Below are 25,947 nucleotides of genomic sequence, written 5' to 3' on the forward strand. Positions count from 1 at the left end.
GTAAAGAGTTATGAGAGTCACGAGCGAAATGACGCACATCTTGTTCACGAAGTAACATGGCATCACTTTATGAGACAGTACACAACAAACTTATGACGGTTCAGTGACAACGCTCACATGATCGATATCGTTCATAATAAATTTCATAGTAAAAAATATTGTGAGTACGAAATTAAACCTCCTCATAAAAAATCCTTACATAACTGTGCAATGCATCACAAATTTTTCACGCTTGCATGTATTGCCAATGATGCATTTCGATCATATGCTCGTGACACACCATTAATCGCTTACTGTTTAGCCATATCAAGCGTATCGTGCTGGCTTCGATTGACGGGGTGTGCATTTCGCTCGTATGATCGTAATAAATCATATTAATTGCGAGAACACACTGTGATAAACACTGCAAAAGACCGTCAGATGAAGATTGTTGAGTTACTTCAGGAAGAACTGTTTCTGAATATCACCACACTGACCCGTCGCCTGAAAGTTTCTGTTGCGACCATCAGGCGGGATCTGGATGAGCTGGAACAGGCTGGCCTGCTACGCAGGACACATGGTGGTGCAGTGAGCATCAATCAGGTTGCACAGGATTTGACGCATGCGACTCGCGCGGTGTCCAGGCTGCCACAGAAAGCAGCGATTGCATCAGTGGCTGCCGGGATGATAGTTGACGGTGATGCCGTGCTCCTGGATGCGGGGACGACAACGCTCGAAATTGCCAAACTGCTGTCAGGCCGGAATAGCCTGACGGTCATCTCTAATGGTCTGGACATCATTAATGAGCTGACCCGGGGGGAGCGGCATAATTTTTATAGCGTCGGAGGCGAATACACCGACGCGAACAGGTCATTCCGGGGACCATTGGCAGAAAGCTTTATACGCCAGTTCAACGTGGACAAGCTTTTTCTGAATGCCGCTTCTGTGGATCTGGAGCGTGGGCTGATTTGTACGTCAACCCCCGTTAATGCCAGCGTTGAGAAAGCAATGATGGAGGTGTCAAGCCGCGTGATTGTGGTGGCTGATTACTCAAAGTTCACGAAATCGAGCCTTTCGGTCATCACCCGAATTGAGGATGTGGATGTCATCGTCACTGACAAGGGCGCCCAGAGCTTCCTTGATAACGTACCTGATAAGTTGCGCAGAAAGTTCGTGATAGCCAGTCCGGCTCGCAGTTGACCGGATATGCCCACCCTTCCTGTGGAACACAATATGTCAGTCGCCACAAAACCTTAAGCCAGTGTGTGCGACGGTTAAAAGGCGCATCTGCGCAGTTAAACAGGAAAATAGAATGAATCCATTGTTGATGAAGCCCGGACAGGTCCGGGTTGCAGGACACCGGGGCCACAGTGCCGGTGCTCCAGAGAATACCCTCGCCGCTTTTCGCAAAGCCCGCGAGCTGGGTGGCGCAGGCGTGACCTGCGAAACCGACCTGCTATTGACCCGCGACGGTGAGCTGGTTCTCATTCACGATGACATGGTTGATCGCACCACTGATGGACGTGGCCTTGTGTGTGACATGACGTATGCCGATCTGTCCCGTCTTGATGCCGGTAGCTGGTTCAGTGCAGAATTTGCCGGTGAGAAAATCCCCCAGTTGAAAGATGCACTTATGCTGGCTCGTGAACAGGACATCGTTTATCAGGTTGAGCTGAAAATCCACCATCGGAACGATGAACTTTTCCCGAAACTCCGGGCACTGATTGATGAGCTGGACTGTGCCGATCTGCTTCAGTTCTCTTCTTTCGATTTTGTTCAGTTGCGGGATATCAAAAAGACTATCCCGGAGGTGCCGACTGTGGGTCACACGCATTCACGACTCATTGACCCGGTGGCGATTGCTCGTGAAGCAAATGTCGACGCCATTAATCTGGAAATCCAACATTTCCCCCGCGGCGAAGCGCTCCAGTTAAGGAAAGCAGGCATTGCGGCCCATTTATATATTCCCGTGGATAATCTTGACTCGCTTCTTACCTATGGTGTTGATATCCGTGCCCAGGTTATTGAGTGGATACGCGGTGGCTGGATGGATCAGATTTTGAGCAACGACGTTGCTTTGGTCGCAGGGATCAGGGATGAAATTTATGGCCGATAATAGAACTACTGCGTTGGCGCCGGTCCAGGCGATGGTGTCAGAAATTGAAGACATCGCGCGAAAAGCGGGTGAAATGGCTCTCGCTCATTTTCATTCTCTGGCAACCCTGCAGGTCGAAAAGAAAGGCCATCTCGACCTGGTAACACAAGCCGACAGACAGGTTGAACAGTTTCTGATGACCAGCCTGATCAACGCATTCCCCCGTGATGGCGTTTTCGGTGAAGAAGGATGCGATATTACCGGAAGTTCAGGTCGAGTCTGGGTTATCGATCCCATCGACGGCACATTTAATTTCGTACGCGGCGGTCAAAACTGGGCCGTATCCATCGGACTGTATGAAAATCATCGTCCGGTGTTTGGCGTCATTTACGCGCCGGTCCGCAACCTCATGCTGAGCGGAGGCGATGGGTTACGAACAAAACTCAACGGAAACCCGATGATGTCACTGCCGTCTCTTGATGATTCGCAGGCATCAACGGGCCTGAGCTGGCATCCCTCCGTTGCGACCGATGACCGGCTTGAAGTCATGCGCTATATCTTCGACGAATTGAATTTCAGCTTTCGCTTCGGCGGCTCAGCAACACTTTCCCTTATTGAAGTCGCAATGGGCGAAACCGACGGATATATTTCGCTGGGTGACTCAACCTGGGATGTCATGGCGGCGCTGCCTATTCTCGCCAATCTTGGTGCATCACATACCATTGACTGGCACAACATCGGGCTGGATGCAAAGCTGCGGTTTGCGTGCGGAAGCGAAGCATTCCTGGTAAAGGTCCGTCCACTGCTGGAGAGGGTTGGTGGCAATTCCTCGTCCACCGGAGCCACCCATGACTGATCCGGCAAAGGCTGCGTTTCGCGCTGTTGATGAAATGTCGCCCACTGAACTGCGGCGACGTACCGTGGATGGTCGGGGTGTTGCAGATATCCGTCTGTTGCAGGTGGAAGACGGGCCTGGACGGGGACAGCGGCTGCTCGTGGTCCGGAACGCGAGGGGGATCGGACTTGAAATTGCCGTTGACCGCGGTTTCGATATTTCCGGTGCCACCTGGCGCGGTATTAACATCGGATGGAACAGCGCAAACGGCATGCCATGGCCCCCGCATCCGGTCGATGCGGAAGATGGCGTAGGCTTTTACCGAAACTTTGATGGCTTCATTGCCACATGTGGCCTGGACCACATCGGTGGTGCCCGGCGGGACGATGGTGCCCACTATATCCATAAACATCGCCGGCAGGTTTTCTACCCCCTGCATGGGAGGATTTCCAGTCAACGAGCCGTACTTTCGGGCTATGGAATTGATTGGAGCGCAGACGGTCCTGTCATCTGGGCTGAAGGCGTTATCAGGCAGAGCGCAGTATTCGGTGAAAACCTCGTTCTAACGCGCCGCATAACGCTCGATGTCTACGGCGAAACGATACACATCAGCGACAGAGTAGAAAATCAGGGATACCGGCCAACACCGCACGCCATCCTGTACCACATTAATTTCGGGCATCCTTTTTTGAATGAAAGTACCCAGATATCGGGTGACGTTTGTCTGGAAAAGGCAGCGGCATTTAATACCGATGAAAAGCGCCCGGATAATGATTATAGGGATTACTACGAGGATATCCCCATTACGGCGAGCGGTAAGACCGCCAGCGTCAGTCTGACCAGTGAGACGCCAGCCGGAGAATTGCGCGTGCGTCTCTGTTATCCCCGTGAAGAATTGCCTGCGTTTGGCATCTGGCGGGCTTTTCAGTCTGGCGTCTATGCCCTGAGCATCGAACCGGCACGCCGCTTTGATCCGCAGGGGGCGCATGCGAACGGTTCAGTCACTCTGCAAGCCGGGGATGTAGTGAAATACAACATCGTGATAGCACTGGGTTCGGTCAACAGTGACGCTTAATAGCAACCGAAGTTCTGGATCTGTGCGTTTTGTCCGGGCTGTGGCAGCAAACATATTCAGACGGGCGTCTTCCGGCTTGCAGAACAGAGACGCAAAAGGGAGTGGAGTGCCTACCTCAGCATGATGGGCTGACCGGTATTGATGGCATTTTTATAGCAGCAGAACCCGAAATGGCTGTAATGGGTCATGACCATCTGCTGCAACGACTGGCATGGCAGTTCAGTCAGTCATTGAAAACCAGGGAGCATGGCCTCAGGCATATTCATGCCCACGGATTTGCGCTCCCGTTTATACCGTTTTCTCTGGAGGTGAAAGTAGGTTACTGCTGAATATTACTGACTGGTCCTTTATGAAAGTTCACGAAATAAAAATAGGCCCAACATGTCTTCGTGAATATCGGGATAAAAATTAAATTCATTTAAATTTTGGAGGTTAAATTTCACTGATAAAAAAAATCACTCTGCAATCCTGATTATTCATTCAGGAAAAAATACGTTCCACCGTTTAAATTACTGGCTAATACACGCCAGAGGATTCGTGTGGGGAAATAGTTTTTTTATAATTTGCCCTATCGATTTGGGCCAGGATGCCCTCATTTTAACTCTGTGACCACTATTAATATACGGGTAAATATGATGCGTAATTTTAATTCAAGGCTGGGGGTTTATGGTTTATTAAGCACTCTGATTTCAGCACCGACGCTGGCCGCTGAAATTTATAATAAAGACGGTAACAAAGTTGAACTGTACGGAAAGGTTGAAGCTAAACACGTTATTTCTGATAACACATCTGAAGATGGTGATGGCACGCTGGCACGGCTTGGGTTCAGGGGGCTGACGAAGATCAACGACAAACTCACGGGCTATGGTCAGTGGGAATATAATTTCATGGCAAACCACACTGAAGGAGGTGCCGACGCGCAGAGTAGTAACGCCACACGTCTGGGCTTTGCTGGACTTAAATATGCTGACTTCGGTTCGATCGATTATGGTCGTAATTTAGGTGTGCTGTTTGATACCGCGTCATTCACAGACATGGCGCCGGGTTTTGGTGCCAGCTCCATGACCTTCACAGACAACTTCATGTCCAAACGCTCTGGCGGCCTGCTGACCTACCGCTCGCCGACTTGGGATGGGCTGAAGTATACCCTACAATATCAGGGTAAAAATGACCGAAGTTCGGCCAAACTCTCAAACGGCGATGGATACGGTGCCGGTCTGACATATGCCATTACCGACGGGATCACCCTCTCTGCTGCCGGTATGAAAGCCAACCGCACACTAACTCAGCAGGCTGATGGTCAGGGCGATGATGCGTCGGCCTGGGTAACAGGCGTAAAATACGACGCTAATCAGGTTTACTTTGGTGCCATTTACGGCCAGACCAAAGATATGACGCCTTATGGGCAGAGCCAGATAGCGGATAAAACCCGAAATTTTGAAGTCATTGCGCAATACCTGTTCCTGAATGGCCTGCGTCCGTCTATAGGATTTGTGACACAGCGCGGTGAAAACCTCCAGGGTTACGGCAACTTCCGTGGTGGGGATCAGACTATTCAAAAGTATATTCAAATTGGTACCTACTACTACTTCAATAAAAATATCCTGACCTGGGTGGATTACAGAATTAATTTACTTAAAGATAATGAATTCACTAAGGCTACAGGCATCAACACTGACAATGCCATTGCCTTAGATCTCATCTATCAGTTCTGATGTTCAGATATATAAAGGAAATGGGCAGATAAAAAACAGTGAACTCTTTTTTATCTGCCCCGTCGATTAGATGCCGGAAACAGGCCGTTATCCCAACATCGCGTTACGGCCATTCAGGCGACGTAAAACAGTTCAACTGAATTTTACAATATTAACGACGAACAGGAGGGTCCTATGTTAGCGAAAGTATGGGTGCTGGGTGATGCTGTAGTTGATTTGATCTCCGATGAACCGGGGAAATTGCGCCAATGTCCGGGCGGCGCGCCAGCGAATGTCGCGGTCGGTATCGCTCGACTGGGAGGCAACAGTGCGTTTATCGGCCGGGTCGGCGATGATCCATTTGGTCAACTGATGCGGGTAACCCTGCAACAAGAAAAAGTGGATACGGAGTTTATGGTGCTGGATCCGACCCAACGGACCTCGACCGTAATAGTGGCATTAGATAGCCAGGGGGAGCGCAACTTTACGTTTATGGTGCGCCCCAGCGCGGATTTGTTTCTCGAACCGTCCGATCTGCCGACTTTTCAACCAGGCGATTGGTTGCATGTTTGCTCAATAGCACTCTCTGCTGAACCCTGCCGCAGCGCCGCATACTCTGCCATGACAGAGGTGAAACAGGTCGGCGGTTGGGTAAGCTTCGATCCTAACATCCGGATGGATTTTTGGCCGGACCCGGCGGAGCTACATTGTTGTGTTGAACGCGCTTTGCAATTCGCCGATGTGGTGAAATTCTCTGAAGAGGAGATGCTGTTTTTCAGTGGTGAGTCAGGATTGACTCAACAGAATCTCCAGCGTCTGAGCCGTGACTATCAACTCAAGTTATTGATAGTGACCCTGGGCAAAGCCGGTGTGCTGGTCTGCTACCAGGGTCAGGTGCAGCACTACCCCAGCCAGATTATGAAAAGCGTGGATACCACCGGTGCAGGCGACGCTTTCGTGGCCGGATTACTGTGGGGAATGGCTGAGCGTGGTCTGCCACTTAACGAGCCGCAGTTGGCGCAATGCCTCGCCGAAGCGCAAATCTGCGGCGCGCTGGCAACAACTGCCCTGGGCGCGATGACGGCGCTGCCGGATTTCATAGCTCTTCAACGACATAGAGTGACGGGATAATTATGAAGTTATTTAAAATGCATACATCGCTTCACTTCTATGATTTCTTTACTTTTTAAAAACAACCTGGATATACAATTATGACCACACAAACGCTGCTGTCCTCTGTCTTACAGGCAGTAATGAAAGGTCAGCCCAGGACGCTGGCCGATAACCACTACCCGCGCTGGCATCTCGCTCCGGTTACTGGTCTGATGAACGACCCAAATGGTTTCATTCACTTTCAGGGAAGATACCACCTGTTTTACCAGTGGAACCCGTTGTCTTGCAGTCATCAGAATAAATACTGGGGACACTGGAGTTCTGACGATTTACTGCACTGGCAACATGAACCCATAGCCCTGTTGCCAGACCAGACATACGATTGCAACGGTTGTTATTCAGGCAGCGCTGTGGAATATCAAGGCAAACTTACGCTGTGTTATACAGGAAATGTAGAATTCGACGATGGTAACCGCACCGCCTGGCAGTGCCTGGCTATACAAAATGCGGACGGCGGTTTCGATAAATTAGGTCCAGTGGTCCCCCTCCCCGAGGGTTATACCGGGCACGTTCGGGATCCCAAAATCTGGTGTGATGCCAACTGCTGGTACATGGTATTAGGTGCTCAGGATAAAAATCTCAGGGGCAAGGTGCTTCTGCTACGTTCCGACAATCTGCATGATTGGACCCGCATCGGTGAAATTGCGGGTAGCACGCTTGGCGGTTTAGCAGAGACGGGATATATGTGGGAATGCCCGGATTTTTTTATGCTTGATGGCAAAACCATCTTACTCTTTTGTCCTCAGGGGATCGCGCGCGAAGCCAGCCGATTCCTCAATACTCATCCAGCCGCCTATCTGTGCGGCGATTTCGACATGGGAACCTTCACTTTCCGCCATGGGCCTGTCAATGAAGTGGATGCAGGATTCGAGTTCTATGCGCCACAAACCACGCTAACTGCGGACGGTCGCCGCCTGCTGGTGGGCTGGATGGGCGTACCGGATGGGGAAGAAATGCGACAACCGACCCTTGCTTGCGGTTGGATCCACCAAATGACCTGCATGCGAGAACTGACCTTCAGAAATGGTAAACTATATCAACAACCCGTACAGGAATTGCAGCAACTTCGCGGCGTCAGGCAATCGTGGAGTGGCGGCGCAGATAGTGCCCCTACACTGAACGCGCAATCATTGGAACTGGTCATTGAGAAACAGAGTCCTGAATCCCTGACACTCGATTTCGCCAGCACGTTAATATTACGCTGGGACGACTATGGATTAAGATTAGCGCGTTGCAGCCTTGAAAATGATGAATGGCAATATCGTTACTGGCCGGGGCAAGTGCGCAACCTGCATATTCTCTGTGATCGTTCCAGCATCGAAATTTTCATCAATGACGGCGAAGGCGTGATGAGCAACCGTTACTTCCCCAACAATCCGGCTACGCTGACATTTGGCGGAGAGGCTAAACTCAATGCAACCTATTGGGTATTAAGCCCCAGTTCTGTGAATTAAGAAAAAGCACTTCGCGAGTTTCCTTGTTACGCATGCCATACAGAAAAGAAATAAGAATTACAGAAAACAGTGACTAAAATCAGCATCCAGACAGTCAAGGTAATATTTCAGCCTTGGGCCTTGAAGTACTGATGTGAGCCATTAGAACGTATATACCAACAATCAGAGATGGCTCTTCCAACGACCACTGGATTCCATCTTCACATATGGAGATTTATCATGAGGATTCGCCACCTTAGATATTTTCTGGTCGTTGCAGAGGAGCTGAGTTTCGTACGCGCATCTGAGCGTGTACATATAGAACGGTCTTCCCTGGCCCATGCTATACACGACCTTGAGGGCCTACTGGGTGTTCGCCTTTTTAATAGAAGCAAAGGTGGTATTCGGCTTACATGGTCTGGCGAAGTACTGCTTGACGATGTACGCCAAATGCTGACATTCTTCGAATATGTACAGTCTAGGGTTCAAGCCGCTTCCAACGGCTCTCTGGGAAGAATTCGTATCGGACTCTCGGATAGTCTTGCTCAGCCCAGATTAACGAGCCTGCTGGCGAAAACACGTGAAGAAGAACCAAGCACACAAGTTCGAATCACTGAAATGACAGCCGACGAAATGCTGCGCGCTCTCCATCATGATCAAATTGATATTGGCATTACAGTCAATTCTGACCCCTTAAGTGGCTATATCAAACACAAGGTCTGGGGTGAACGACCCGCCGTTGCTATACCGACTCATCATCCACTGCTTGCTTCCAGCAAGGTGACACTGCGGGAGGTTAAGCAGTTTCCACTGATCCTTTTCCATCCGGTGAAATGCGCAGGCGGATTCCAAGTGGTTTCCCGGTGGTTCTGCGGCGAGAACCTTTCACTTCCAACCATCACCGAGTACGCATCAGGACATGAGCAAATGCTTATGCTGGTAGCTGCAGGCTACGGTATCGGAATAGGATTAACATCTCAGTTGGGGATCTTCGCATACCCCAACGTCATCGTAAGGCCATTGCACGAAGAAATCCCTGATACTACGACCTATTTCATCACACAGGCCAGGGAGCTCGATCCTACAGTGGCCCGGTTCATACAAAGAGCCGGAACAATCGATAACCCTCTCTTGAGTTAGACCCTTGGACACCCATTTTTTCGCATGTTCAAGGGCGCTGACCATGCTTTTTTTTCTTCACCAACTGAGCAAAAAAACAACAATAAAATATCCTTTGATGCTTAAAAAAACTAGACGCGCATATCATTTTTTACTCAACCCACCGTAAATATTATAGTTTTTAGAGACAATATGAGCAGAAGTTTTTTCCTCACTCCTCTGTTTTTTTCATGCTCCTACGGCTGTCCTACCTACTCTCTTCTGCGGACTAGATTTTAATTTTTTGTTACTCAATCATTTCCCTAACTATTTCGAGTCTAGTTGGTGTTGCTTCTCTGTCGCAGCAACCTTTCAGAGCGGTTCATTCGACCAAACTGAACGTAACAATAAGGGCAAGCGCACTGCGTATTCTTTGCTGAGTTTCCGGGCTGGCGAACTTTAAATGGGTCAATCTCAGGAATGCCACCGGCTGCTAAGGAGTAACCAGTATGTTAGATGAAACCCATGTGCCCACAGACGAGCGCATAATCCTTCGACGCCCGGAAGTCCAAAGAAGAACCGGCCTGAAACGGGCTTATATTTATAAGCTCATGAGGGAGAAAAAATTCCCTCAGGCCGTTCCTATCGGGTTGCGCGCTGTCGGATGGTATTCCGATGAAATTGCTCAATGGATCGTCGAGCGTGGTGAAAAACGTACCTGACAGGAGTATTTCATATGGAAGTTATCTCTGTAATTTCAACTAAAGGCAACGTGGGGAAGACGACGGTTGAGACTGAGGCTAATCTTGGCACATATATCGCGGATGCAGTTCTGAGCATATCGCTACTCGATATGGGCATGCAGCACACGCTATTGAGCTTTTACGTACCATGCGGGGTTTACGAACAGCTGTCCGCTTCTACCCTGGAGGTGATACGCAGCCTGTCTCAGAAGTTCTATCCACAATGGCATGAACAGTTCGTAATGGTAACCGGCAAAACCGTGAGGGGAGCCGCTCATGTCTGACGCCCGGAAACTCGCCCGAGGTCACAAAGTGTTGCTGCCGCTGATCGAATACGCGTTGAGCGAAGGCTGGCTCATCTCCCGCACAGCCGGCGGACACCTCAAGTTCGTCAAGGCAGGGCTTCCGCCAATCTTTACCAGTTCAACAGCCAGTGATCACCGCGCCGGACGCAATGCCCGAGCCATGTTACAGCGAACAAAGCGCGAGCATGCCCGTTTCGATGCGCCTGAGCAAGAAGGGGATGACCATGTCTGATGCCACTCCACAGGAGAAGGCCAACGAGCTGGTGAGCGAAGGCTTCATTCGAAATGGTCCAGCCGTTGATATCTTGAATGACCCGCTTGAGGACACTCCGATGGTGGTGACGCTGGATGAGTTGCAAGCCTACGAACTCAATCCACGGCTGACCCGCAATCCCTTATATGATGAAATCAAAGACTCGATTCGCGAACGCGGACTTGATGCCCCCCCTGCTATTACACGGCGCCCTGGCGCCCACCATTACATTATCCGTAACGGCGGTAACACGCGGCTGGCCATCCTGCGTGAACTCTGGTCAGAGACGAAGGACGAACACTTCTTTCGCATCTCATGTTTGTATCGGCCCTGGACAGAACGCGGCGAAATCATCGCGCTGACCGGTCATCTTGCAGAGGGCGAGCTACACGGCAAACACACCTTCATCGAACGGGCGCTTGGCGTCGAACGAGCACGCGAACTCTATGAACAGGAAACGGGCAAAACGGTTTCTCAGTCGGAACTCTCACGTCTCCTGCGAGCTGACGGCTATCCGGTGTCTCAGCCACGCATTAGTCGGATGCAGGAAGCCATCCAGTACCTGCTGCCCGCCATCCCAACTGTACTATACGCTGGCATGGGGCGTCCCCAGGTCGAACAACTCACCAGCCTGCGACGTTCGGCGGCAAGGATATGGGAGGCACACCCGGCATCACAACATGCACATATCGCTTTCCCTTCTCTGTTTCAGGATGTTCTGACCGGGTTCGATGGTACCGCCGGGAATTTCAATATCCAGCGCGTGAAGGATGAACTGATAGGCCAAATGTCTGACCTGCTCTCCGTCGATTACGACACCCTGACCATCGATATCCTCAACACGGAAAAACGCTGGCAGGTGCTGAGCAGTGAACCTTCCATACCCATGATGTCTGCATTATCGCCGCAGCAAACGACAGAGATGCCGCCTCCTCAGCCGACAACCGCCTTACACCCGGCAAAACCTGTCACGGCACCGGGAAGAACATCACCAGAAGTCATACCGCCATCATCAGTACCCTCGTCCGTGACTTTAAATAATGAGAATGACGCCCAGCACACCTCGCGTATCAGTGAGCATATCGTGTCCCCCGCAGGGACGACCGAACGCCTGGAATCAATTCAGCGTCTCATCGCCGGGCACACCGGTGAGCAGCTTCCTGATTTCGAAAATAATGTGCTGCAGGCAATCCCCGTCCAGGCCGGTGGCCTTTATCCCATCACCGATGTCTGGTTCATCGACCCTGCTCTCGACGAGCCTGTGCGACTGCGCACCCACATCTCGCAATTCGCCCTGGAGATCGCCTGCGAGTTAGACCTGAGCGATGCCATCGAAACGTACGAGGCAGGTTTGGGTTTCCGATGCCTGCTGCCGCACCGTGAACTGCCTTCCCTTGCCAGCGCGCTGCTGGCGTTACTGCATTCACTGAGCACGTCTTATGCATCAGAAAGTCCTGCAGAAGCCCATATCAGTACATCGCTTCTCGCCGAACATTTGGGCCTCCTTTTACTGGGCTTCCCATCACATGCAGGCACATCGCAGACACAATCCGAACGGTTGAGCGACAACAGTCTGGTAAAACTGTTTCGCCTACTCCGGCTTGGCCGGCGCTTGATGGATATTGAAAGCGCCATTGCCGGGCATGTGGATGCCCAACCAGGGACATGAGGAGAGCTGCGCTATGTCGGGTCCGCATCCGCTCAACCAAGCCGTTATTGCGCAGGCGCTTCATGATCTGCGCAACGGCCAAATGCGTCGGGCAAAATCGATGGGCTTCGACGACACCGACCTGGATGCGCTCAAGCACCCGCAAATGGCCAGCATCCTTGCCAATGCCACCGTCTCATGGTGTTCGGTCTGCATCAACCGTAATGTACTCCAGCGACTGCTGAATCAGGCTAACGACATCACCGAAGAAGTCAGTCGAATTGACCGGCTGCTGTGCCTTGGAGCCAGCACTGAGTTGATCAGCAGGTTCTTCGGCCTCAGCCATCAGGAAATTGCGTTGCGTCGCAATGTGATTGGTCTGCCAAAACGTAAAGGTCGCCATCCGGTATTGAGCGAGGCGCAGGACGCAGATCTCTGGAATCGTTGGTCAGCTAGTGTGAAAAAGAGCGGCATTGCACTGACCGATGATATGGGTATGCTTGATATCGCCGCCGTACTGGCCGAAGGCACCGGACTCCCCCTGTCGGTCATCTGGAATGCCATTCAAGGTTGGATCGACCAGGGTCTTGTCTGAGATGGGCAGGCTCGATTCCTCACATATCCCGATACCGCCGGGCGAAATGACTGAGCCAAATCGAAGAAATGGCTTCATGGAAGACGGTATTATCTTCAGCGGCAATGCCCACGACAGCGTGCCACGCGCATTATTGCTTGATAAGAGACTGACTCCCCTCGAACGCAACGCCTGGCAGGTATTTCGCCTTAAGCTCAATGAAGATGGCATCACCGCCCTGCCGACCTACGATCAGCTCGCTCCCTGGCTTGCCTCAATGCCCTGTACCCAACGAGCTTCCCACGAAACTGTGGCGCGAGCTCTCGTTGTCTTACGGCTGACTCGCTGGTTGAGCCTTGTCCGACGGCGTCGTGAACAGCGTACGGGTCGTATACAGGGCAACCTGTATGTCCTGCACGATGAGCCTCTTTCTCCGTATGAAGCAATCCGGCTCGATGCTGACTACCTTGAGCTGATCAGTCAGTCTCTTATCCATACGAGTAAGTCCATCCAACGGGTTGCGGCCTTCACGCTGAAAGAGCTTTCCGAAGATCCCCTACTATGCAACAACATGCTGCCAGGCCGGCTGCACCTGATGATACAGCGCATGCAAGATCGGGGGTGGGACGACCGGGCTACTTATCCACAACCTGTGGATAATCACGATTCCGAAGACGGGGATCCCACCTTTCTTCGGAATCGTGATACCCCCAGTTCGGATTCCGAAGTGGGTAACAAAAGCAGTAAAACCAGCACTCTTCGGGATCCGAAGACCGATAGTACAGTAAGTAAAGAAAAAAAAATAAAAGAAATACGTACAGTACCGCGCACGCACGAGCAACTGACTATCCCGGTGAGATTCGAGTCCCTCAGTGCTGAACAACAAAATGGAGCCCTGACGGCATTACAGGCCGTGGAAAACACACTTCAACAGGCTGTACTTGACGAATGGGACGCCCGCTGCGGCTCAACCATCGTGCGAAACCCTGCCGGTTACCTGTTCGGTATCATCCAGAAAGCCATGCGCGGTGAGTTTCACATCTGGGCCGGGCAGCAGATACAACCAGACACCAGGCCTTCGGTGCCACATTCCCCGGCAACGGCAGATCCCGAAATCGCCCGGCAACATATTGCCAGGCTGCGCGAACTGCTGAACTCGTCGTGACCTTATATTCCACCGTGTTCCCCCGACGCCTATACCACTGGTATAGCTCAACGCAAGGTTTTTGCGCGATGCTGTAACTCGTCGGCATCAACCATTAATGTATATGTCCACAAGCAGCTATAGAGGGCTATACCACTGGTATAATTTTTGTAGCAACGTCAGAAACTATCAGGCGCACTCCCGTAACGGTTTGATAACTGACGGCCTTCCACCAAGTCGTAATCCTGACGACTCTGTTTCCATGAAACCAGGAGTCGTGACTATGGCTAGCGAAGAATCTTTACAGTTGAACCTTGGGTCACTGCGCAGCGCCATGTCGCTGACCCTGCATACCCATCATGCATCGCGCATCTGGCGTGGTCGGGCACCCAGCGATGACCGACCAGGCATTGTCGGACTGTCTGGGTACGTTTCTGTTATGAACAAGATGAAGCGCGGCGCCGAACAGGACGACCCCTACAGTGACTGGTGGATGTTGAGGATTGAAGAAAAGCTGGAACAAACGCGCGCCATTCTCAAAGCCCTGAGCGAACAGATCGAGCAGGTCCTTGCCGGAGTCCCCTCAGCCCTGAGTCTCGGCGAAAATCTTAACGTACAACCGGTGAAACTGCCGCTGTTCGTCTCTTCCCAGCTCGGCTTTTCAGCCGTTTACCTGCTTGCCGAATTTGATGATCTTGCCAGGCGTCTGCTGCTGGCGCATCACGCCGCGCTGATTGACCGCAGCACCCTTGAGCGTTGGCTCAATGATGGCGCACATGCTCTTCGCAGCCTGTTTGCGCTGGCGCAGCAATACCGTTACTCCGGCGCAACGCGTGATGATTTTGCTGCTAATAATGCCGCAGCGCGAGCAGCCACAGAGAAATTCGGACCGCTTCCTCAGGACGTTCTGGATGGCACTCGCCGGTCTCGTTTTGCGCCGCCTATTCCCCGCCTCGATCAGTTGCGCGCCCAAGCCGATGCCAGGGTCAACGAAGAAGACCCTGTTACTGACGTTGAGGGTGCCAGCGAATTATCAGGGGAGAATGCGCCAATATGAACTCGAAATTTTCACCTCTGGAACAGGCTGACTTCCAACGTCTGGAACATGCTGCCTATCTAAAAGGCCTTTTAAAACCCTTTAAGGGTAAAGGGGAGATGGTAGTCTGGGCCAGCAAGTGCTTTCACTTGCGCGACGATTTGATCCGTTTGGCAGAACGTCGGGTATTGGAGCAGTGGGACCGGATTCCCTTCAACCTGCTATCCCTTCAACTTGCCCAGCAAAGGACTGGCGCAGGCACGACCTTTCTGCGCTGGCGCAATCTGGACAGGTCTCGTATGGGGGTCGCTATCTGGGAAGAGCTGTTACAGAACACCTCACCGAGCACCCAGCGATCGCTACTGAATGAGCTGTATGCCTTCGAACAGCAGCGCATCGTGGTGAATATGCAAGTCAGCCTGACCCATACCCTTGCTCGTCAGGCAGAGGAATGCGCCAACAAACTGGCCCATGCCGACAAGGTCTATCAACGATGTATCTGCACCATCAACCCGAAGGAGACACACACATGAGTACGTTTTTTCGCGGTGAGGGTAACATTGGCTCTGCGCCAGAATTTAGCGAATATCCCAACGGTAACGAGGAACCGCGCAGGGTCTTACGCCTGAATGTCTATTTCGACAACCCGGTACCGGTCAAGGATGGCTACGCGGACCGGGGCGGATTCTGGCGCCCCGTCGACTGGTGGCACAAGGATGCCGAAGATTGGTCGCAGTTGTTTCAAAAGGGTATGCGCGTGGTTGTGGTTGGACGGGAGGAACGGGACGACTGGACAGATGACAGCGGTCAGCCTCGCACCACTTACCGCATCAATGCCCGCAGCGTCAGCATTCTTCCCTATCGAATTGAGGCAGTGACGGTAAGCCCTAAAACGGTTGAGGATCCTCCATCGGACGCATCATAATCGGACGCAGGGAGTGGTTGTTCTGAAACATGACCACTCTCGTTTAATGATTTTTGTGATTCAGTCCAGCCCCCCAAGCCTAATTCTCTCGAGCGTATCTCCCGTAATCCTGTTGATGTCGCGGGGATCAGATCACCAGCTTCGTCGACGCCTAATTGGCGTAGTACAGATCATTCGCCGCATGCTGGCTGGTTCGGACGAAGACCGACATGTGCCGCCAATATTGTCGATCACGAGGTAATTTTTCCTCCGCGTGCTCAGCGTAGCCACACACTCCCTGACGCATATACCGAAAATACGGTGGCCAGCAGCCTCCGGTTTTCTGCTGTCACATAAGCATAGCATCGGCAGACTGGTACGCATCACATTATCAGACTGCAAGGTGTCCGTATGCGCATTTTTCTGTGCGAAAAACCATCACAGGGTAAGGATATTGCCCGGGTGCTGGGTGCAAAGCAACGCGGGAATGGTTGCTACAGGGGGGCTGGAATTGCGGTCACGTGGTGCATCGGACATCTGATCGAAGCCGCACCTCCAGAGGCCTATGGCGACCAGTTCAAGCGCTGGAATATTGAGCAGCTTCCGATTATTCCCCAGCAATGGCGTGTCGAGGTCAAATCCAAAACTGCCAGTCAGTTCAAATCGGTTAAACAGCTTCTTGGTGAGGCATCCGAGCTGATCATTGCGACAGATGCCGACCGCGAAGGCGAAATGATCGCCCGGGAAATTATCGAACTGTGCGGCTACCGCGGCCCGATCCAACGCCTCTGGCTGTCGGCGCTCAACGACGCCTCTATCCGGAAAGCGCTGGGCGAACTGCGATCCTCGGCCGAGACCCTGCCGATGTACCACTCGGCGCTTGCGCGTTCGCGGGCCGACTGGCTTGTGGGCATGAATCTCAGCCGGTTGTTCACGGTGCTGGGGCGGCAGGCTGGCTACGACGGAGTACTGTCCGTCGGACGCGTCCAGACCCCGACACTCAAACTGGTCGTAGACCGTGACCGCGGAATCGCCGCCTTCGTGTCCGTACCGTACTGGGCTGTCGAGGTGTCCCTGTCCGCTGGCGACCAGGCTTTCACTGCGCAGTGGGTGCCGCCCGCATCCTGCACCGACGATGCGGGCCGGTGCCTGCAGAAGCCGGTGGCACAGCAGGTGGTACAGCAGATACGTATCAACGGGATCGTCCAGGTCGTCTCAGTCGAGACAGAGCGTGTACGGGAAGGCCCGCCGCTGCTGTTCGACCTGGGCACCTTGCAGGAAGTGTGCTCCAGGCAGTTTGGGCTGGACGTGCAGGAAACCCTGGAGATTGCCCAGGCCCTGTACGAGACGCACAAAGCCACGACGTACCCGCGTTCGGATTCCGGCTACTTGCCGGAGAACATGTTTGCCGAAGTCCCCACGGTACTCGACAGCCTGCTCAAGACCGATCCCATGCTGCGTCCAATGATGGGCCAGTTCGACCACAGCCAGCGCTCGCGGGTCTGGAATGACGGCAAGGTCACGGCGCACCACGGCATCATCCCAACACTTGAACCGACAAGCCTCTCAGCCATGAGCGAGAAGGAACTGGCAGTGTACAAACTCATCCGGGCTCACTATCTTGCGCAGTTTCTGCCGAACCACGAGTTTGACCGCACCGTGGCGAACCTTTCCTGCGGCCAGCACGCACTGTCTGCCAGGGGAAAACAGATCGTCGTCTCCGGCTGGCGCACGATCTTGGCCGAGCCACAGAGCGAGGAAGAAAACGACGCCTCACCGCGCAGCCAGGTACTGCCCGCATTATACGACGACCTGGTATGCCAGGTGGCTAGTGTAGATTTGAAGACACTCAAAACGCTGCCACCCCGGCCCTATACGCAGGGCGAACTCGTCAAGGCAATGAAGAGCGTCGCCAGACTGGTCTCGGAGCCACGACTGAAACAGAAGCTCAGGGAGACAACCGGCATCGGCACCGAAGCGACGCGCGCCAGCATTATCAGCGGCCTGCTTGCACGCGGCTACCTGCTCAGGAAAGGCCGGGCAATCCGCGCATCGGACACCGCTTTCACGGTGATCGACACCGTGCCTGAGGCGATTGCAAACCCTGGCACTACGGCAGTCTGGGAACAGGCGCTGGACATGATTGAAGCAGGCCAACTCACACTCGACACGTTCATCGAGAAACAGTCCGCCTGGATCGCGCAACTTGTACAACAATACCGCAGCGTATCCTTATCCATTCGGCTCCCCCAGGGGCCATCATGCCCCGAATGCGGATCACCGATGCGCCAGCGCCCGGGTAAGAACGGACCATTCTGGTCCTGTACCCGTTACCCGGAATGCCGGGGCACGCTGTCGGTCAAGTCCGGCCCGACCTGACTCAGTACGTCGCGTAAGCGTCGCGTCCATACAAAGGCATCCTGATATGCCCGTTCTCCGTTGCCATATCGGCCTCCCAGAGGCGGCCTGGTTTTCCTCCCGCAGTCATGCGTGGACCCAGCGTGCTAACCCTTCTGCAAATGCGCGCGCGCCACACCATGCCAGTTCTGGCAACCAGGCGAGAAGGATATTTATCCCTGAGTCGCGCCGTCGATTCCCCTGACGTTCTGATGCTTCCGTCTTTTGCGAAGGGTCCCCTGCTGTCTGGCCAGCCAGAGCAAGCCATCAGGAGACCTTTCGGGGACGACGGTATTCATTGCCGTGCCCGACGGCGAAAAACCGGGCTCCCTTTGTGTGTGGATGCACGCCAGAGGTTATCGGCCACAGCCACGAAAACGGCCGGGTGCGATTGCTGGGACAGCGAACGGTTTTGACGACGACCGCATCCTGAAACAGCCCACGGGTGGTTTCCTCCTCCCGAGCCGAAGGCCTGCAGGCCTTCGGCTACTTCTTCTACATGTCGAGAATTCCGGGCAGTTAACAGGAGATCGAAACTATGTCTTTGCCACCTAATCCCTCTTCGAAGGTGCCACTGCAGTACGGTAGCGTCTGTAGGGGGTATTGAAGCCGCCTGCAGCAACACCTCTCTTAGTGGAAGAAAACCATAGCGCTTTGTTGGGCGACGGATAGCTCGTCCGGCGTCATTCTTGCCCCGGTTTCGCTGATTCGTCAGCCCCAGCCAGCAGCCAGGGTTCCAGGCTGCCGTAGGTATCCACCCACGCTCCCACCAGTCCGCATCGCATCGCCCAGGCGGACACTGCCTTCACAGGCACCGATGTCTCTTTCTCCAATCACGGAAGGAACGCCCCGCCCCGCAGGGCCGCCGCGTTACCTTTCCCTGTAGCTCACAAGGAATGCTTATGAAAACCACCATCAAGCAAGACCGCATCGCCCTCAAGAACCTCAAGGTCGCCGAGTTCGCCAGCGAAGAAACGCTGTGCTTCACTGCCACCGTGCTGTTCGACGGCTCAGCCATTGCAGAAGCCAGTAATGGCGGCTACGGCGGCCCCACCGACGTCAGCCCACTCCAGGGCAAGGCCGCACTGCTGGCCGAAGCTGAAGCGTTTGCCAGGAGCCTGCCCCCCGACAGACTGGAAAGCAGTGCCTCCGGCGATGCCGATGCACCATTCATCATCGACGTCACTCTCGACTATCTGGTCGACCTCCTGGCCACCGCACAGCATGCCGATCGCAAGCTGCGTACCGCGTATTCCCGTGACATCAACAACAAGGTGCTGTTCATCAAGGACGGCAAGCTGCTGTTCCTTAAACGCGTCAAGCTCAAGACCATCGCCGACCGCACCACCTACTTCGCGAAGCTACGCGAGCAGCAGAAGCAACCCATCGTCATCCTGGCCGAGCTACCGCCGGATGAGGCTTTCGCCTTGTGGAAGCAGCACGTCCTGGGCAGCAAATAATCCCTGACCACCCTGCCGCCTTGTGCGGTCCTGATCCAGAAGGAGCAAACTGCATGGACTCCCAACCGTTGCACTTGAAAAGTGTAAGGTCAGGCCTTACACTCTGGCTATCGTGATCCGATCTTTCCGCCACAAGGGGCTTCGGGCGCTGCACCAGCGTGGGGACACATCTGGCGTTCACGCCGGTCATGTTCCCCGCCTGCGGCGTCTGCTGGCATCCCTGGACGTGGCGCAGATCCCAAGCGACCTGGACCGGCCCGGCAACCGGCTGCATCCCCTCAAGGGGAAGCTCGCCGGTTTCTGGTCGGTTAGTGTGTCAGGCAACTGGCGCGTCATCTTCCGGTTCGACGGCTCCGACGTGGAGCTGATCGATTACCTGGACTATCACTGAGCAGGAGGTCGATATGGCTATGCACAATCCTCCCCATCCGGGTGAAGCGTTGCGCGAGGACGTGCTGCCCGCGATCAACATGACGGTGGCGGGCCTGGCCCGGCACATCGGTTACTCGCGAGGGCAGCTCTCTACCGTGCTGAACGGGCACGCAGCGATCAGCGCAGATCTTGCCCACCGGCTTGAGTTGGCCGGACTGGGCAGCGCGCGGCAATATCTCGCCGAGCAGGCGGCTTATGACCTGTGGCAGGCCGAGCACAGAGAACACCCGCCGATCACACGCCTGCAGTTCGCCTGATCTCCGTTTTTCCAGGCACACCAGCAGCCCCGCATTTGCGGGGCTTTTTCATGCGCGCAGCATCAATCGGGCAGCGCAGGATTACCATTTTTTGCTGACTCTGCCACAGCAGCGCAAGAAGCTGACTGCATGTGTTGCTGACATTGTCAGCGCCATGCCTGCAGCCGGGGTCCTGAGGCTGCCGCAGTTTTACCGCGCGACCCTCCAGTCCGCAACGCATCGAGTCCGCGGACGCGCACCAGCCCAGGTGTCGATGCCTTTTTCCCCAACAGAAACGACGACGCAGCACATCTCGCGCTGCCTTCCTTTTATCTGCAAAGGAGATCTCCCATGGCCCTTTCCCCCTCATCTGAGAATCCCATCATAGATAGTCCATCCAATCCTTTCGCACGCGGGTATTACGGTTTCGAGATCTGGCGCACCGTCGTTATCAGCTACGACGATCGCCATCCCCAGACTTTCCTGCCGCTACACCCATCGCAGGCACACCTGGCCAATGAACAGGTGGCCCACCGTGCATGCATCTTCAACGAGGAGTTCGCGCTGATCACGGAAGACCAAATCGTGCCAGCCGAACTCGATGCGCTCTGCTTCGGCAGTGGCTCCATACAGGCGGTGGTCCACAGCATCTACGGCAGGGTCCCCGAAGACGGCCTCATCCACATTGGCGACAGCTACTCGCTGGAGACCGCGCAGGCGATAGTGCGCAATCTGCAATTCGAGACGGGCTTTTACAGTCGCGCCTGGGAGATCAGCAGCGCTCACCTCACTCAAAAGGGCAGCAACTGCCTGATGGAATGGGCGGACATCAACATGCCGACCGACTTACTGTTCATCGCGTTTCATATGCCGTACAGCCCGGCAATCGGCGTCAAGCTGCTCTCCACTCCCTGGACGGATACCCATCTGCAGGATGTGGAAGGCATCACCGCCGAGGAACTGCGACAAACGTTCCACGACAAGGGCATGCCTGAATGCCTGGTTAATGCCTTGTCTCTGGCCGGCCGGGCGGACGTGCGGTTGCTGATCTTCGATGCCGATGCTGCCGTGCTCGACGGCCTGCCGCTTTACGACGACTGGGCCTGACGGCCCGATTCACTTCATTGTCAACGTTGCGGGCTGCCACACCCGCAAAGGTGAGTAGCCCGCTCCTGTTACAGGAGACTCATCATGCTTCATAAGAACGTGAACTTGCACACCTTGCTGCTGCAACTCACAAACATCGTCCGTGACCTGTGCCAGCACCAAATCGACAGGAGCAGACTGCCCGACAACCTCAACCTCGATGCCATCGTCAATGGTCTGATGGGCGAGCACGGCCTTGAGCCGGACTTCGACCAGCAGTTTGGGGCCTGCATCAACGCCATGAGCCAGGATGATGCCGTGGGACAGACACTGGTACTCCAGCGCCACGACGCCGAACTGCGCATGCACGAGATCGCCCCCCTCAGCCTGCTTGATACCGACATCGACCGCTACGAGATGATTTTGTTCGATGGCGGCAACAGCCACGGCGACCGCTGGAAGCATGTGTTCTTCCCCGCGCAGCGGGCGCATTGCTTCGTGTACGAAAACCTCTGATCAACCCGCAGCCCCCGGACACCCGGGGGCCTTTTCCTGTCCGCGCTGAATCAATGCGGGAACGCCGGGATATGATTTGTTCCGCGCGCCGTCGTGTTGCCCCGGCCATGCTGGCCCCATGTCAGCTGGTGTAACCAGCAGCATCCCAGGCAGTCCAGACCTTCGAGACTGCGGTGTTTCGGCACTGGTCATCCTCATCGCCGGACGCATCCCGCGTCCATTCACCTCACCGCAAGGGACCCATCCCTTACGGGCTGGAAGTCCCTTGTTTTATTTCCAGGAGAACTTCCATGAACCGTTCCATCATCGAGAGCCAAATATCCTCGCTCGTTTCGGCCTACGTTCCACGCAACGTCCGTTCGTTCAAGTACCGCATCTTCGACGGTCTGCCGCAGCCGAACATGCTCGGTTTCTGTATGGACCCCACCCCCTTCGATGGCAAAGTCATCGCCAGGACCGACGATGCGATCATCCTCAAGACCGGCCGTGCCGAATTCGCTGTGCTCGATCAGCAACTGGTCACCGCCACGCCCGACGAGGGCGCTCACGTGCATGTCAGCCCCTATGCACGGCGCCGTTTCGACGGATTACGCGCGGACACGCCGGAGGAGCGAACTGAGTATTCGTCGGATGGCAAGCCCTACACCATCAAGACGCACATCCTCGGTTCAGCACCGGCGAAACTGCCCATCCCCGAGCCGAAATGCCCGGAACTGCACGACCTCATCCGGCAACTGGAAGAACTGCCGGCGCCTGATCGCTTCCGCAAGATAACGCATCTGCTGGTCGATGCCGGAGCGAAGGACTTCACCTGGGTCGATCCGACGCCGGACAAAATCATCGAAACGCCGCCTGCGATCAGCTTCTCCGTCTCAACAGCAAAGTTCGTGGGCCGGGTCACCGTGCTCTATGACCGAGCTGGCGACGTATACGTGATCGAGCTACGCCAGGGCGACGAGCTGGTCGAGCGCATCGACGAGGTGTATTTCGACAGCCTCGGCGAAGTGCTCGAACGCCTCATCGACGACGGGCGCTGGCGCCTGATCGACGTGAACGTGATCGACGCCAGACCCGCCCGCAGACGCCAGGCGTTGCTGGAGTGACGTTCATGGCAAGCGACTCCTGGGTAGTGTATTCGCCCAACGAGTCGGCCATCAGTGGCAGCACGGGCTTCTGGTCCAACAAGTTCGGTTGGGTCCCGCTCGATCAGGCGACATGTTTCACAGCCGATAAGGCCCGTGACGCAGTGCTGCCGATATCGGTCGGCCACGACGCGCGGCTCGTTCCCCGGCGTGAGGCCCAACAGTTCTACAGCTGACCTCAAGACTTCCAGCCCCGGCTTTCCATCAACCGGTCATGTACCGCAGCGGCTCTCCATCCAGAGGGTTGGGGAGCTTTCACTATTCCACACAGGAGATTCCGTCCATGTCACTACGTTTCAAAGGTGCCGACTTACGCCCTGTGCTCACCGAAGCCAAGGCGAACAAATGCCGCGTCGTCCTGGTAAAGGACCACGGCGTCTACTTCCTTGCCGAGCGTGGTGAGCGAACGCCAGAGGGGCGTCAGAAGCTGCTGGCCTATGCCATCGGCTGCAACCCTGACATCGACCCGTTCGATGACTGGTGGGAACTCGCCCAAGCCGAGTTGGGAGGGGACGATTTCGCAGAACGTTTCGAACTGCAGGACAGCGTGTTCGCACGCATCCTGAGCAGCGAGGACGATCTCAAACTATCCGCCACGCCGACACAACTGTTCCTGCAAGCCGTTTCACCCACTCAGAGCGACGACTGAACGACGAACCGATCGCGCTGCTCACAGTCGCGACGTTTCATTCACCCGCCGGAGTCCTGTCCCAGCGAGGGAGGACTCCGGTTTCTTACTGGAGATATCCATCATGCCAGCAATTACCTGCAGCACATCCTCACAACCTATCGGCGATAACGGTCTCGCGTTTGATGAAACCGCGTGGCGGGCCGTCTGCGAAAAGATCGCCGTACAAGCCAGCAACGGCTGTGGACTGTCTCACGACTTTTACGTCGAACGCTTCAGTTCGGAGATTGAACGACACATCGATCGACTGCCCGATAACCAACGGGCACAAGCTCTGCAGATCGCGCAGGACTGGGATTACACAACATCTGCCGAGAGGCAGGAAACCCACGACTGGAATGCCGAGCACGGCTACTGCACGCACGGAATCGAGCTGGGTTGTTGCCCTGCCGGTTGCGGTTCATAACAACACACTGCTCCAACCAAGCCCCCTTGATGGGGGCTATTTTTCGTGTGGAGTTCCGCACGGCCTGTCTGGCGCACCTTCCCGATCGAAAGGCCTGGATGCCGGCAGCATGCGAGATGTGTCCCACGAAGATGTCCGCACGCAAGCCCCCACTCAAGTGCGCTGACCGAACAATAGGGCTACGAACCAGTACCGATTCCGAATAGCTGGCCGGCGCAGCGGATGCCACTCTACCGCCATGCTGCGCTGACCTCGGTCAGCAACATGCCCAGGTAGCCACGATCTTCAAGGCTACGTCGCGGTTCCGTCCGCGTGATCGCACCAGTTCGCACTCGGCATCCAAGCGCGAACGACCGTCGAGCAATCAGCGGTGATGCCACCCTAGTTGTTGCCGGATCTCACGATCTATCAACCCGCGCGGGGGTTACACACTTCCCGAATGGGGTCGGTGTGTCTCCGCATTCTTGTCCTCAAGTCTGGAGATTCACCATGACCACTTCCACCGAAAAGTCCTTTTTCGACCTGCACATCACCGGCCTCGGCTATCTCAATCGCATCCGCGAAGTAAAGCCGAAGAAAGGTGATCCCTTCCTGGCCTGCGATATCGCTGCGCTCAATGGTCCGAGCGACGATGTCTCGTATGTGCGCTTCGATACGCGCGTTTCAGGCACAGATGCCCAGCACCTGGTGCGTCGCTGCATCGATGCCGTCGAGGCGGAAAAGAAAGTGATGATCGGGTTCCGTATGGGCGACCTGTGGGCCGACACTTTCACCTATTCAAAGGGGAAGCGTACCGGTGAACAGGGCGTCAGCCTGAAGGCCCGCCTGCTGTTTATCAGTTGGATAAAGGTCGATGGCGTCCTGAAGTACAAGGCCGAAACCAAGCCGGTCAAGTCCGAACAGGATGTTGCGGAGCAATCCGCTGCACCGGCTCCTGTTCCTCAGGAAGAGCCGGCTCCGGAACTATCAGAGTCGGTTGCCGAACCTGCAGACGAAGCCGCTGATGCACAAGCACCAGCACTGTCCGAGTCGTTCTGATCCGCAAGGCCCCCTCACCGGGGGCTTGTTCTTTTCATCAACCGAGCATCGCTGACACGGTGTTGTCCGAAAGGCCCGGTTGGCCATCAAGACCATCCGCGGCAGGAACGGCGACTTCAATGTCGACCGCCTGACAACCAGCATTAGCGAGTTCGTCATCAAGAATGTCGAACTGAGCCAGTATGACGAAGGCAAATATGACGGTGATTGCGTTATCACCGAAATTCGTCCCTCAATCTACAAAACCAGTGGATGGATGGTCATCGAAATCCGCGCCCACCTGGTCGGGATGACCCTCTCGAACATCGAACGACTGAACAAGGACGAAACCTAACCGCACCAACAGCGGCTGTACCTTGCTGCAGAGCTATCTCAACGAGTGGGGCGACAAGTCGATGGTTGAATCTGTTCATCCCTTTTACTCCAGCTGCCCTCTCAGCTATCTGGAACGTGCATCCACTTAATCGCCGAAATGGCGAGCGGGTGTACGGTAGTACTACGATCACAGGCACATAGCGCGTTCGGCATCTGCCATTCCAGCCCCCTGAAATTCCTGT

Annotated in this window: 27 protein-coding genes and 1 pseudogene; all 28 read left to right on the forward strand. The window is 54.7% G+C overall.

The window, feature by feature from the left end; translation table 11 throughout:
• Nucleotides 1-420 precede the first annotated feature (420 nt).
• On the forward strand, nucleotides 421-1,179 hold the full coding sequence (locus D7I37_RS24565) for a DeoR/GlpR family DNA-binding transcription regulator (protein WP_129544524.1): 759 nt from the start codon (nucleotides 421-423) through the stop codon (nucleotides 1,177-1,179).
• Nucleotides 1,180-1,291: 112 nt separating this feature from the next.
• Nucleotides 1,292-2,095, forward strand: coding sequence for a glycerophosphodiester phosphodiesterase family protein (locus D7I37_RS24570; protein WP_129544525.1), 804 nt, complete (start codon nucleotides 1,292-1,294; stop codon nucleotides 2,093-2,095).
• Nucleotides 2,076-2,930: an inositol monophosphatase family protein gene (locus tag D7I37_RS24575; RefSeq protein ID WP_242502739.1), complete on the forward strand. Its 855-nt coding sequence runs from the start codon at nucleotides 2,076-2,078 to the stop codon at nucleotides 2,928-2,930. Before D7I37_RS24570 ends, D7I37_RS24575 begins: the two co-directional genes overlap by 20 nt.
• A complete protein-coding gene (locus tag D7I37_RS24580; protein WP_129544526.1) occupies nucleotides 2,923-3,984 on the forward strand; it encodes an aldose 1-epimerase family protein in 1,062 nt (353 codons plus the stop codon). Before D7I37_RS24575 ends, D7I37_RS24580 begins: the two co-directional genes overlap by 8 nt.
• Before the next feature lie 635 nt (nucleotides 3,985-4,619).
• Nucleotides 4,620-5,699: a porin gene (locus D7I37_RS24585; protein ID WP_129544814.1), complete on the forward strand. Its 1,080-nt coding sequence runs from the start codon at nucleotides 4,620-4,622 to the stop codon at nucleotides 5,697-5,699.
• A gap of 174 nt (nucleotides 5,700-5,873) precedes the next feature.
• Nucleotides 5,874-6,809 (forward strand): aminoimidazole riboside kinase, encoded by a 936-nt coding sequence (locus D7I37_RS24590; protein WP_129544527.1) that lies wholly within the window; start codon nucleotides 5,874-5,876, stop codon nucleotides 6,807-6,809.
• Between the two features lie 80 nt (nucleotides 6,810-6,889).
• Complete coding sequence (locus D7I37_RS24595; protein WP_129544528.1) at nucleotides 6,890-8,305, forward strand: sucrose-6-phosphate hydrolase; 1,416 nt, start codon at nucleotides 6,890-6,892, stop codon at nucleotides 8,303-8,305.
• 219 nt (nucleotides 8,306-8,524) lie between these two features.
• On the forward strand, nucleotides 8,525-9,424 hold the full coding sequence (locus D7I37_RS24600; RefSeq protein ID WP_129544529.1) for a LysR family transcriptional regulator: 900 nt from the start codon (nucleotides 8,525-8,527) through the stop codon (nucleotides 9,422-9,424).
• A gap of 467 nt (nucleotides 9,425-9,891) precedes the next feature.
• Nucleotides 9,892-10,104: an AlpA family phage regulatory protein gene (locus D7I37_RS24605; protein WP_129544530.1), complete on the forward strand. Its 213-nt coding sequence runs from the start codon at nucleotides 9,892-9,894 to the stop codon at nucleotides 10,102-10,104.
• Between the two features lie 14 nt (nucleotides 10,105-10,118).
• Nucleotides 10,119-10,409, forward strand: coding sequence for a ParA family protein (locus D7I37_RS24610; RefSeq protein WP_129544531.1), 291 nt, complete (start codon nucleotides 10,119-10,121; stop codon nucleotides 10,407-10,409).
• A complete protein-coding gene (locus tag D7I37_RS24615) occupies nucleotides 10,402-10,662 on the forward strand; it encodes a type II toxin-antitoxin system HicA family toxin (RefSeq protein WP_129544532.1) in 261 nt (86 codons plus the stop codon). The genes D7I37_RS24610 and D7I37_RS24615 overlap by 8 nt, the downstream gene beginning before the upstream one ends.
• On the forward strand, nucleotides 10,655-12,352 hold the full coding sequence (locus D7I37_RS24620) for a ParB family protein (RefSeq protein ID WP_129544533.1): 1,698 nt from the start codon (nucleotides 10,655-10,657) through the stop codon (nucleotides 12,350-12,352). Before D7I37_RS24615 ends, D7I37_RS24620 begins: the two co-directional genes overlap by 8 nt.
• A gap of 13 nt (nucleotides 12,353-12,365) precedes the next feature.
• Nucleotides 12,366-12,926: a DUF2857 domain-containing protein gene (locus D7I37_RS24625; protein ID WP_129544534.1), complete on the forward strand. Its 561-nt coding sequence runs from the start codon at nucleotides 12,366-12,368 to the stop codon at nucleotides 12,924-12,926.
• A 1-nt stretch (nucleotide 12,927) separates the two neighbouring features.
• Nucleotides 12,928-14,070 carry an STY4528 family pathogenicity island replication protein gene (locus tag D7I37_RS24630; protein WP_371415239.1) on the forward strand — a complete coding sequence of 381 codons (1,143 nt, stop codon included), beginning with the start codon at nucleotides 12,928-12,930 and terminating at the stop codon, nucleotides 14,068-14,070.
• A 262-nt stretch (nucleotides 14,071-14,332) separates the two neighbouring features.
• The gene (locus D7I37_RS24635; RefSeq protein ID WP_129544536.1) at nucleotides 14,333-15,106 is read left to right on the forward strand and encodes a PFL_4669 family integrating conjugative element protein; all 774 of its coding nucleotides are present in this window, start codon (nucleotides 14,333-14,335) and stop codon (nucleotides 15,104-15,106) included.
• Nucleotides 15,103-15,618, forward strand: coding sequence for a DUF3158 family protein (locus D7I37_RS24640; protein WP_129544537.1), 516 nt, complete (start codon nucleotides 15,103-15,105; stop codon nucleotides 15,616-15,618). The genes D7I37_RS24635 and D7I37_RS24640 overlap by 4 nt, the downstream gene beginning before the upstream one ends.
• Nucleotides 15,615-16,010: a single-stranded DNA-binding protein gene (locus D7I37_RS24645; RefSeq protein ID WP_129544538.1), complete on the forward strand. Its 396-nt coding sequence runs from the start codon at nucleotides 15,615-15,617 to the stop codon at nucleotides 16,008-16,010. Before D7I37_RS24640 ends, D7I37_RS24645 begins: the two co-directional genes overlap by 4 nt.
• 390 nt (nucleotides 16,011-16,400) lie before the next feature.
• Complete coding sequence (locus D7I37_RS24650) at nucleotides 16,401-18,368, forward strand: DNA topoisomerase III (protein ID WP_129544539.1); 1,968 nt, start codon at nucleotides 16,401-16,403, stop codon at nucleotides 18,366-18,368.
• A 920-nt stretch (nucleotides 18,369-19,288) separates the two neighbouring features.
• On the forward strand, nucleotides 19,289-19,846 hold the full coding sequence (locus D7I37_RS24655; RefSeq protein WP_129544540.1) for a hypothetical protein: 558 nt from the start codon (nucleotides 19,289-19,291) through the stop codon (nucleotides 19,844-19,846).
• A 112-nt stretch (nucleotides 19,847-19,958) separates the two neighbouring features.
• The gene (locus D7I37_RS24660; protein WP_129544541.1) at nucleotides 19,959-20,237 is read left to right on the forward strand and encodes a type II toxin-antitoxin system RelE/ParE family toxin; all 279 of its coding nucleotides are present in this window, start codon (nucleotides 19,959-19,961) and stop codon (nucleotides 20,235-20,237) included.
• Nucleotides 20,238-20,250: 13 nt separating this feature from the next.
• Nucleotides 20,251-20,535, forward strand: a complete 285-nt coding sequence (locus D7I37_RS24665; RefSeq protein WP_129544542.1) for a HigA family addiction module antitoxin — start codon at nucleotides 20,251-20,253, stop codon at nucleotides 20,533-20,535.
• A 330-nt stretch (nucleotides 20,536-20,865) separates the two neighbouring features.
• Entirely contained in the window at nucleotides 20,866-21,621 is a 756-nt protein-coding gene (locus D7I37_RS24670) for an ABC transporter substrate-binding protein (RefSeq protein ID WP_165283122.1), read from the forward strand.
• 219 nt (nucleotides 21,622-21,840) lie between these two features.
• Nucleotides 21,841-22,116, forward strand: a complete 276-nt coding sequence (locus D7I37_RS24675; protein ID WP_129544816.1) for a uridylate kinase — start codon at nucleotides 21,841-21,843, stop codon at nucleotides 22,114-22,116.
• A 290-nt stretch (nucleotides 22,117-22,406) separates the two neighbouring features.
• Nucleotides 22,407-23,219, forward strand: a complete 813-nt coding sequence (locus tag D7I37_RS24680; protein ID WP_129544543.1) for a GTPase — start codon at nucleotides 22,407-22,409, stop codon at nucleotides 23,217-23,219.
• 322 nt (nucleotides 23,220-23,541) lie between these two features.
• On the forward strand, nucleotides 23,542-23,907 hold the full coding sequence (locus D7I37_RS24690) for a DUF3085 domain-containing protein (RefSeq protein ID WP_129544545.1): 366 nt from the start codon (nucleotides 23,542-23,544) through the stop codon (nucleotides 23,905-23,907).
• A gap of 103 nt (nucleotides 23,908-24,010) precedes the next feature.
• Nucleotides 24,011-24,352, forward strand: a complete 342-nt coding sequence (locus tag D7I37_RS24695; protein ID WP_129544546.1) for a hypothetical protein — start codon at nucleotides 24,011-24,013, stop codon at nucleotides 24,350-24,352.
• 489 nt (nucleotides 24,353-24,841) lie between these two features.
• Entirely contained in the window at nucleotides 24,842-25,390 is a 549-nt protein-coding gene (locus D7I37_RS24700) for an STY4534 family ICE replication protein (RefSeq protein ID WP_129544547.1), read from the forward strand.
• 79 nt (nucleotides 25,391-25,469) lie between these two features.
• Nucleotides 25,470-25,718, forward strand: a pseudogene (locus tag D7I37_RS24705) (DUF3275 family protein); the annotation flags it as partial.
• Nucleotides 25,719-25,947: the final 229 nt, after the last annotated feature.

Source organism: Serratia sp. 1D1416 (assembly GCF_003641105.1).
Lineage (GTDB): Bacteria > Pseudomonadota > Gammaproteobacteria > Enterobacterales > Enterobacteriaceae > Serratia > Serratia ficaria.

Excerpts from the sequence above, each read along its gene's own strand:
- D7I37_RS24590 (WP_129544527.1), top strand. The coding sequence starts at position 5,874 with ATGTTAGCGAAAGTATGGGTGCTGGGTGATGCTGTAGTTGATTTGATC.
- D7I37_RS24675 (WP_129544816.1), top strand. The coding sequence starts at position 21,841 with ATGGGCGAGCACGGCCTTGAGCCGGACTTCGACCAGCAGTTTGGGGCC.
- D7I37_RS24600 (WP_129544529.1), top strand. The coding sequence starts at position 8,525 with ATGAGGATTCGCCACCTTAGATATTTTCTGGTCGTTGCAGAGGAGCTG.
- D7I37_RS24585 (WP_129544814.1), top strand. The coding sequence starts at position 4,620 with ATGCGTAATTTTAATTCAAGGCTGGGGGTTTATGGTTTATTAAGCACT.
- D7I37_RS24615 (WP_129544532.1), top strand. The coding sequence starts at position 10,402 with ATGTCTGACGCCCGGAAACTCGCCCGAGGTCACAAAGTGTTGCTGCCG.
- D7I37_RS24595 (WP_129544528.1), top strand. The coding sequence starts at position 6,890 with ATGACCACACAAACGCTGCTGTCCTCTGTCTTACAGGCAGTAATGAAA.
- D7I37_RS24570 (WP_129544525.1), top strand. The coding sequence starts at position 1,292 with ATGAATCCATTGTTGATGAAGCCCGGACAGGTCCGGGTTGCAGGACAC.
- D7I37_RS24575 (WP_242502739.1), top strand. The coding sequence starts at position 2,076 with ATGAAATTTATGGCCGATAATAGAACTACTGCGTTGGCGCCGGTCCAG.
- D7I37_RS24640 (WP_129544537.1), top strand. The coding sequence starts at position 15,103 with ATGAACTCGAAATTTTCACCTCTGGAACAGGCTGACTTCCAACGTCTG.
- D7I37_RS24565 (WP_129544524.1), top strand. The coding sequence starts at position 421 with ATGAAGATTGTTGAGTTACTTCAGGAAGAACTGTTTCTGAATATCACC.
- D7I37_RS24655 (WP_129544540.1), top strand. The coding sequence starts at position 19,289 with ATGAAAACCACCATCAAGCAAGACCGCATCGCCCTCAAGAACCTCAAG.
- D7I37_RS24625 (WP_129544534.1), top strand. The coding sequence starts at position 12,366 with ATGTCGGGTCCGCATCCGCTCAACCAAGCCGTTATTGCGCAGGCGCTT.
- D7I37_RS24650 (WP_129544539.1), top strand. The coding sequence starts at position 16,401 with ATGCGCATTTTTCTGTGCGAAAAACCATCACAGGGTAAGGATATTGCC.
- D7I37_RS24610 (WP_129544531.1), top strand. The coding sequence starts at position 10,119 with ATGGAAGTTATCTCTGTAATTTCAACTAAAGGCAACGTGGGGAAGACG.
- D7I37_RS24665 (WP_129544542.1), top strand. The coding sequence starts at position 20,251 with ATGGCTATGCACAATCCTCCCCATCCGGGTGAAGCGTTGCGCGAGGAC.
- D7I37_RS24580 (WP_129544526.1), top strand. The coding sequence starts at position 2,923 with ATGACTGATCCGGCAAAGGCTGCGTTTCGCGCTGTTGATGAAATGTCG.
- D7I37_RS24670 (WP_165283122.1), top strand. The coding sequence starts at position 20,866 with ATGGCCCTTTCCCCCTCATCTGAGAATCCCATCATAGATAGTCCATCC.
- D7I37_RS24680 (WP_129544543.1), top strand. The coding sequence starts at position 22,407 with ATGAACCGTTCCATCATCGAGAGCCAAATATCCTCGCTCGTTTCGGCC.
- D7I37_RS24605 (WP_129544530.1), top strand. The coding sequence starts at position 9,892 with ATGTTAGATGAAACCCATGTGCCCACAGACGAGCGCATAATCCTTCGA.
- D7I37_RS24620 (WP_129544533.1), top strand. The coding sequence starts at position 10,655 with ATGTCTGATGCCACTCCACAGGAGAAGGCCAACGAGCTGGTGAGCGAA.
- D7I37_RS24690 (WP_129544545.1), top strand. The coding sequence starts at position 23,542 with ATGTCACTACGTTTCAAAGGTGCCGACTTACGCCCTGTGCTCACCGAA.
- D7I37_RS24630 (WP_371415239.1), top strand. The coding sequence starts at position 12,928 with ATGGGCAGGCTCGATTCCTCACATATCCCGATACCGCCGGGCGAAATG.
- D7I37_RS24700 (WP_129544547.1), top strand. The coding sequence starts at position 24,842 with ATGACCACTTCCACCGAAAAGTCCTTTTTCGACCTGCACATCACCGGC.
- D7I37_RS24635 (WP_129544536.1), top strand. The coding sequence starts at position 14,333 with ATGGCTAGCGAAGAATCTTTACAGTTGAACCTTGGGTCACTGCGCAGC.
- D7I37_RS24645 (WP_129544538.1), top strand. The coding sequence starts at position 15,615 with ATGAGTACGTTTTTTCGCGGTGAGGGTAACATTGGCTCTGCGCCAGAA.
- D7I37_RS24695 (WP_129544546.1), top strand. The coding sequence starts at position 24,011 with ATGCCAGCAATTACCTGCAGCACATCCTCACAACCTATCGGCGATAAC.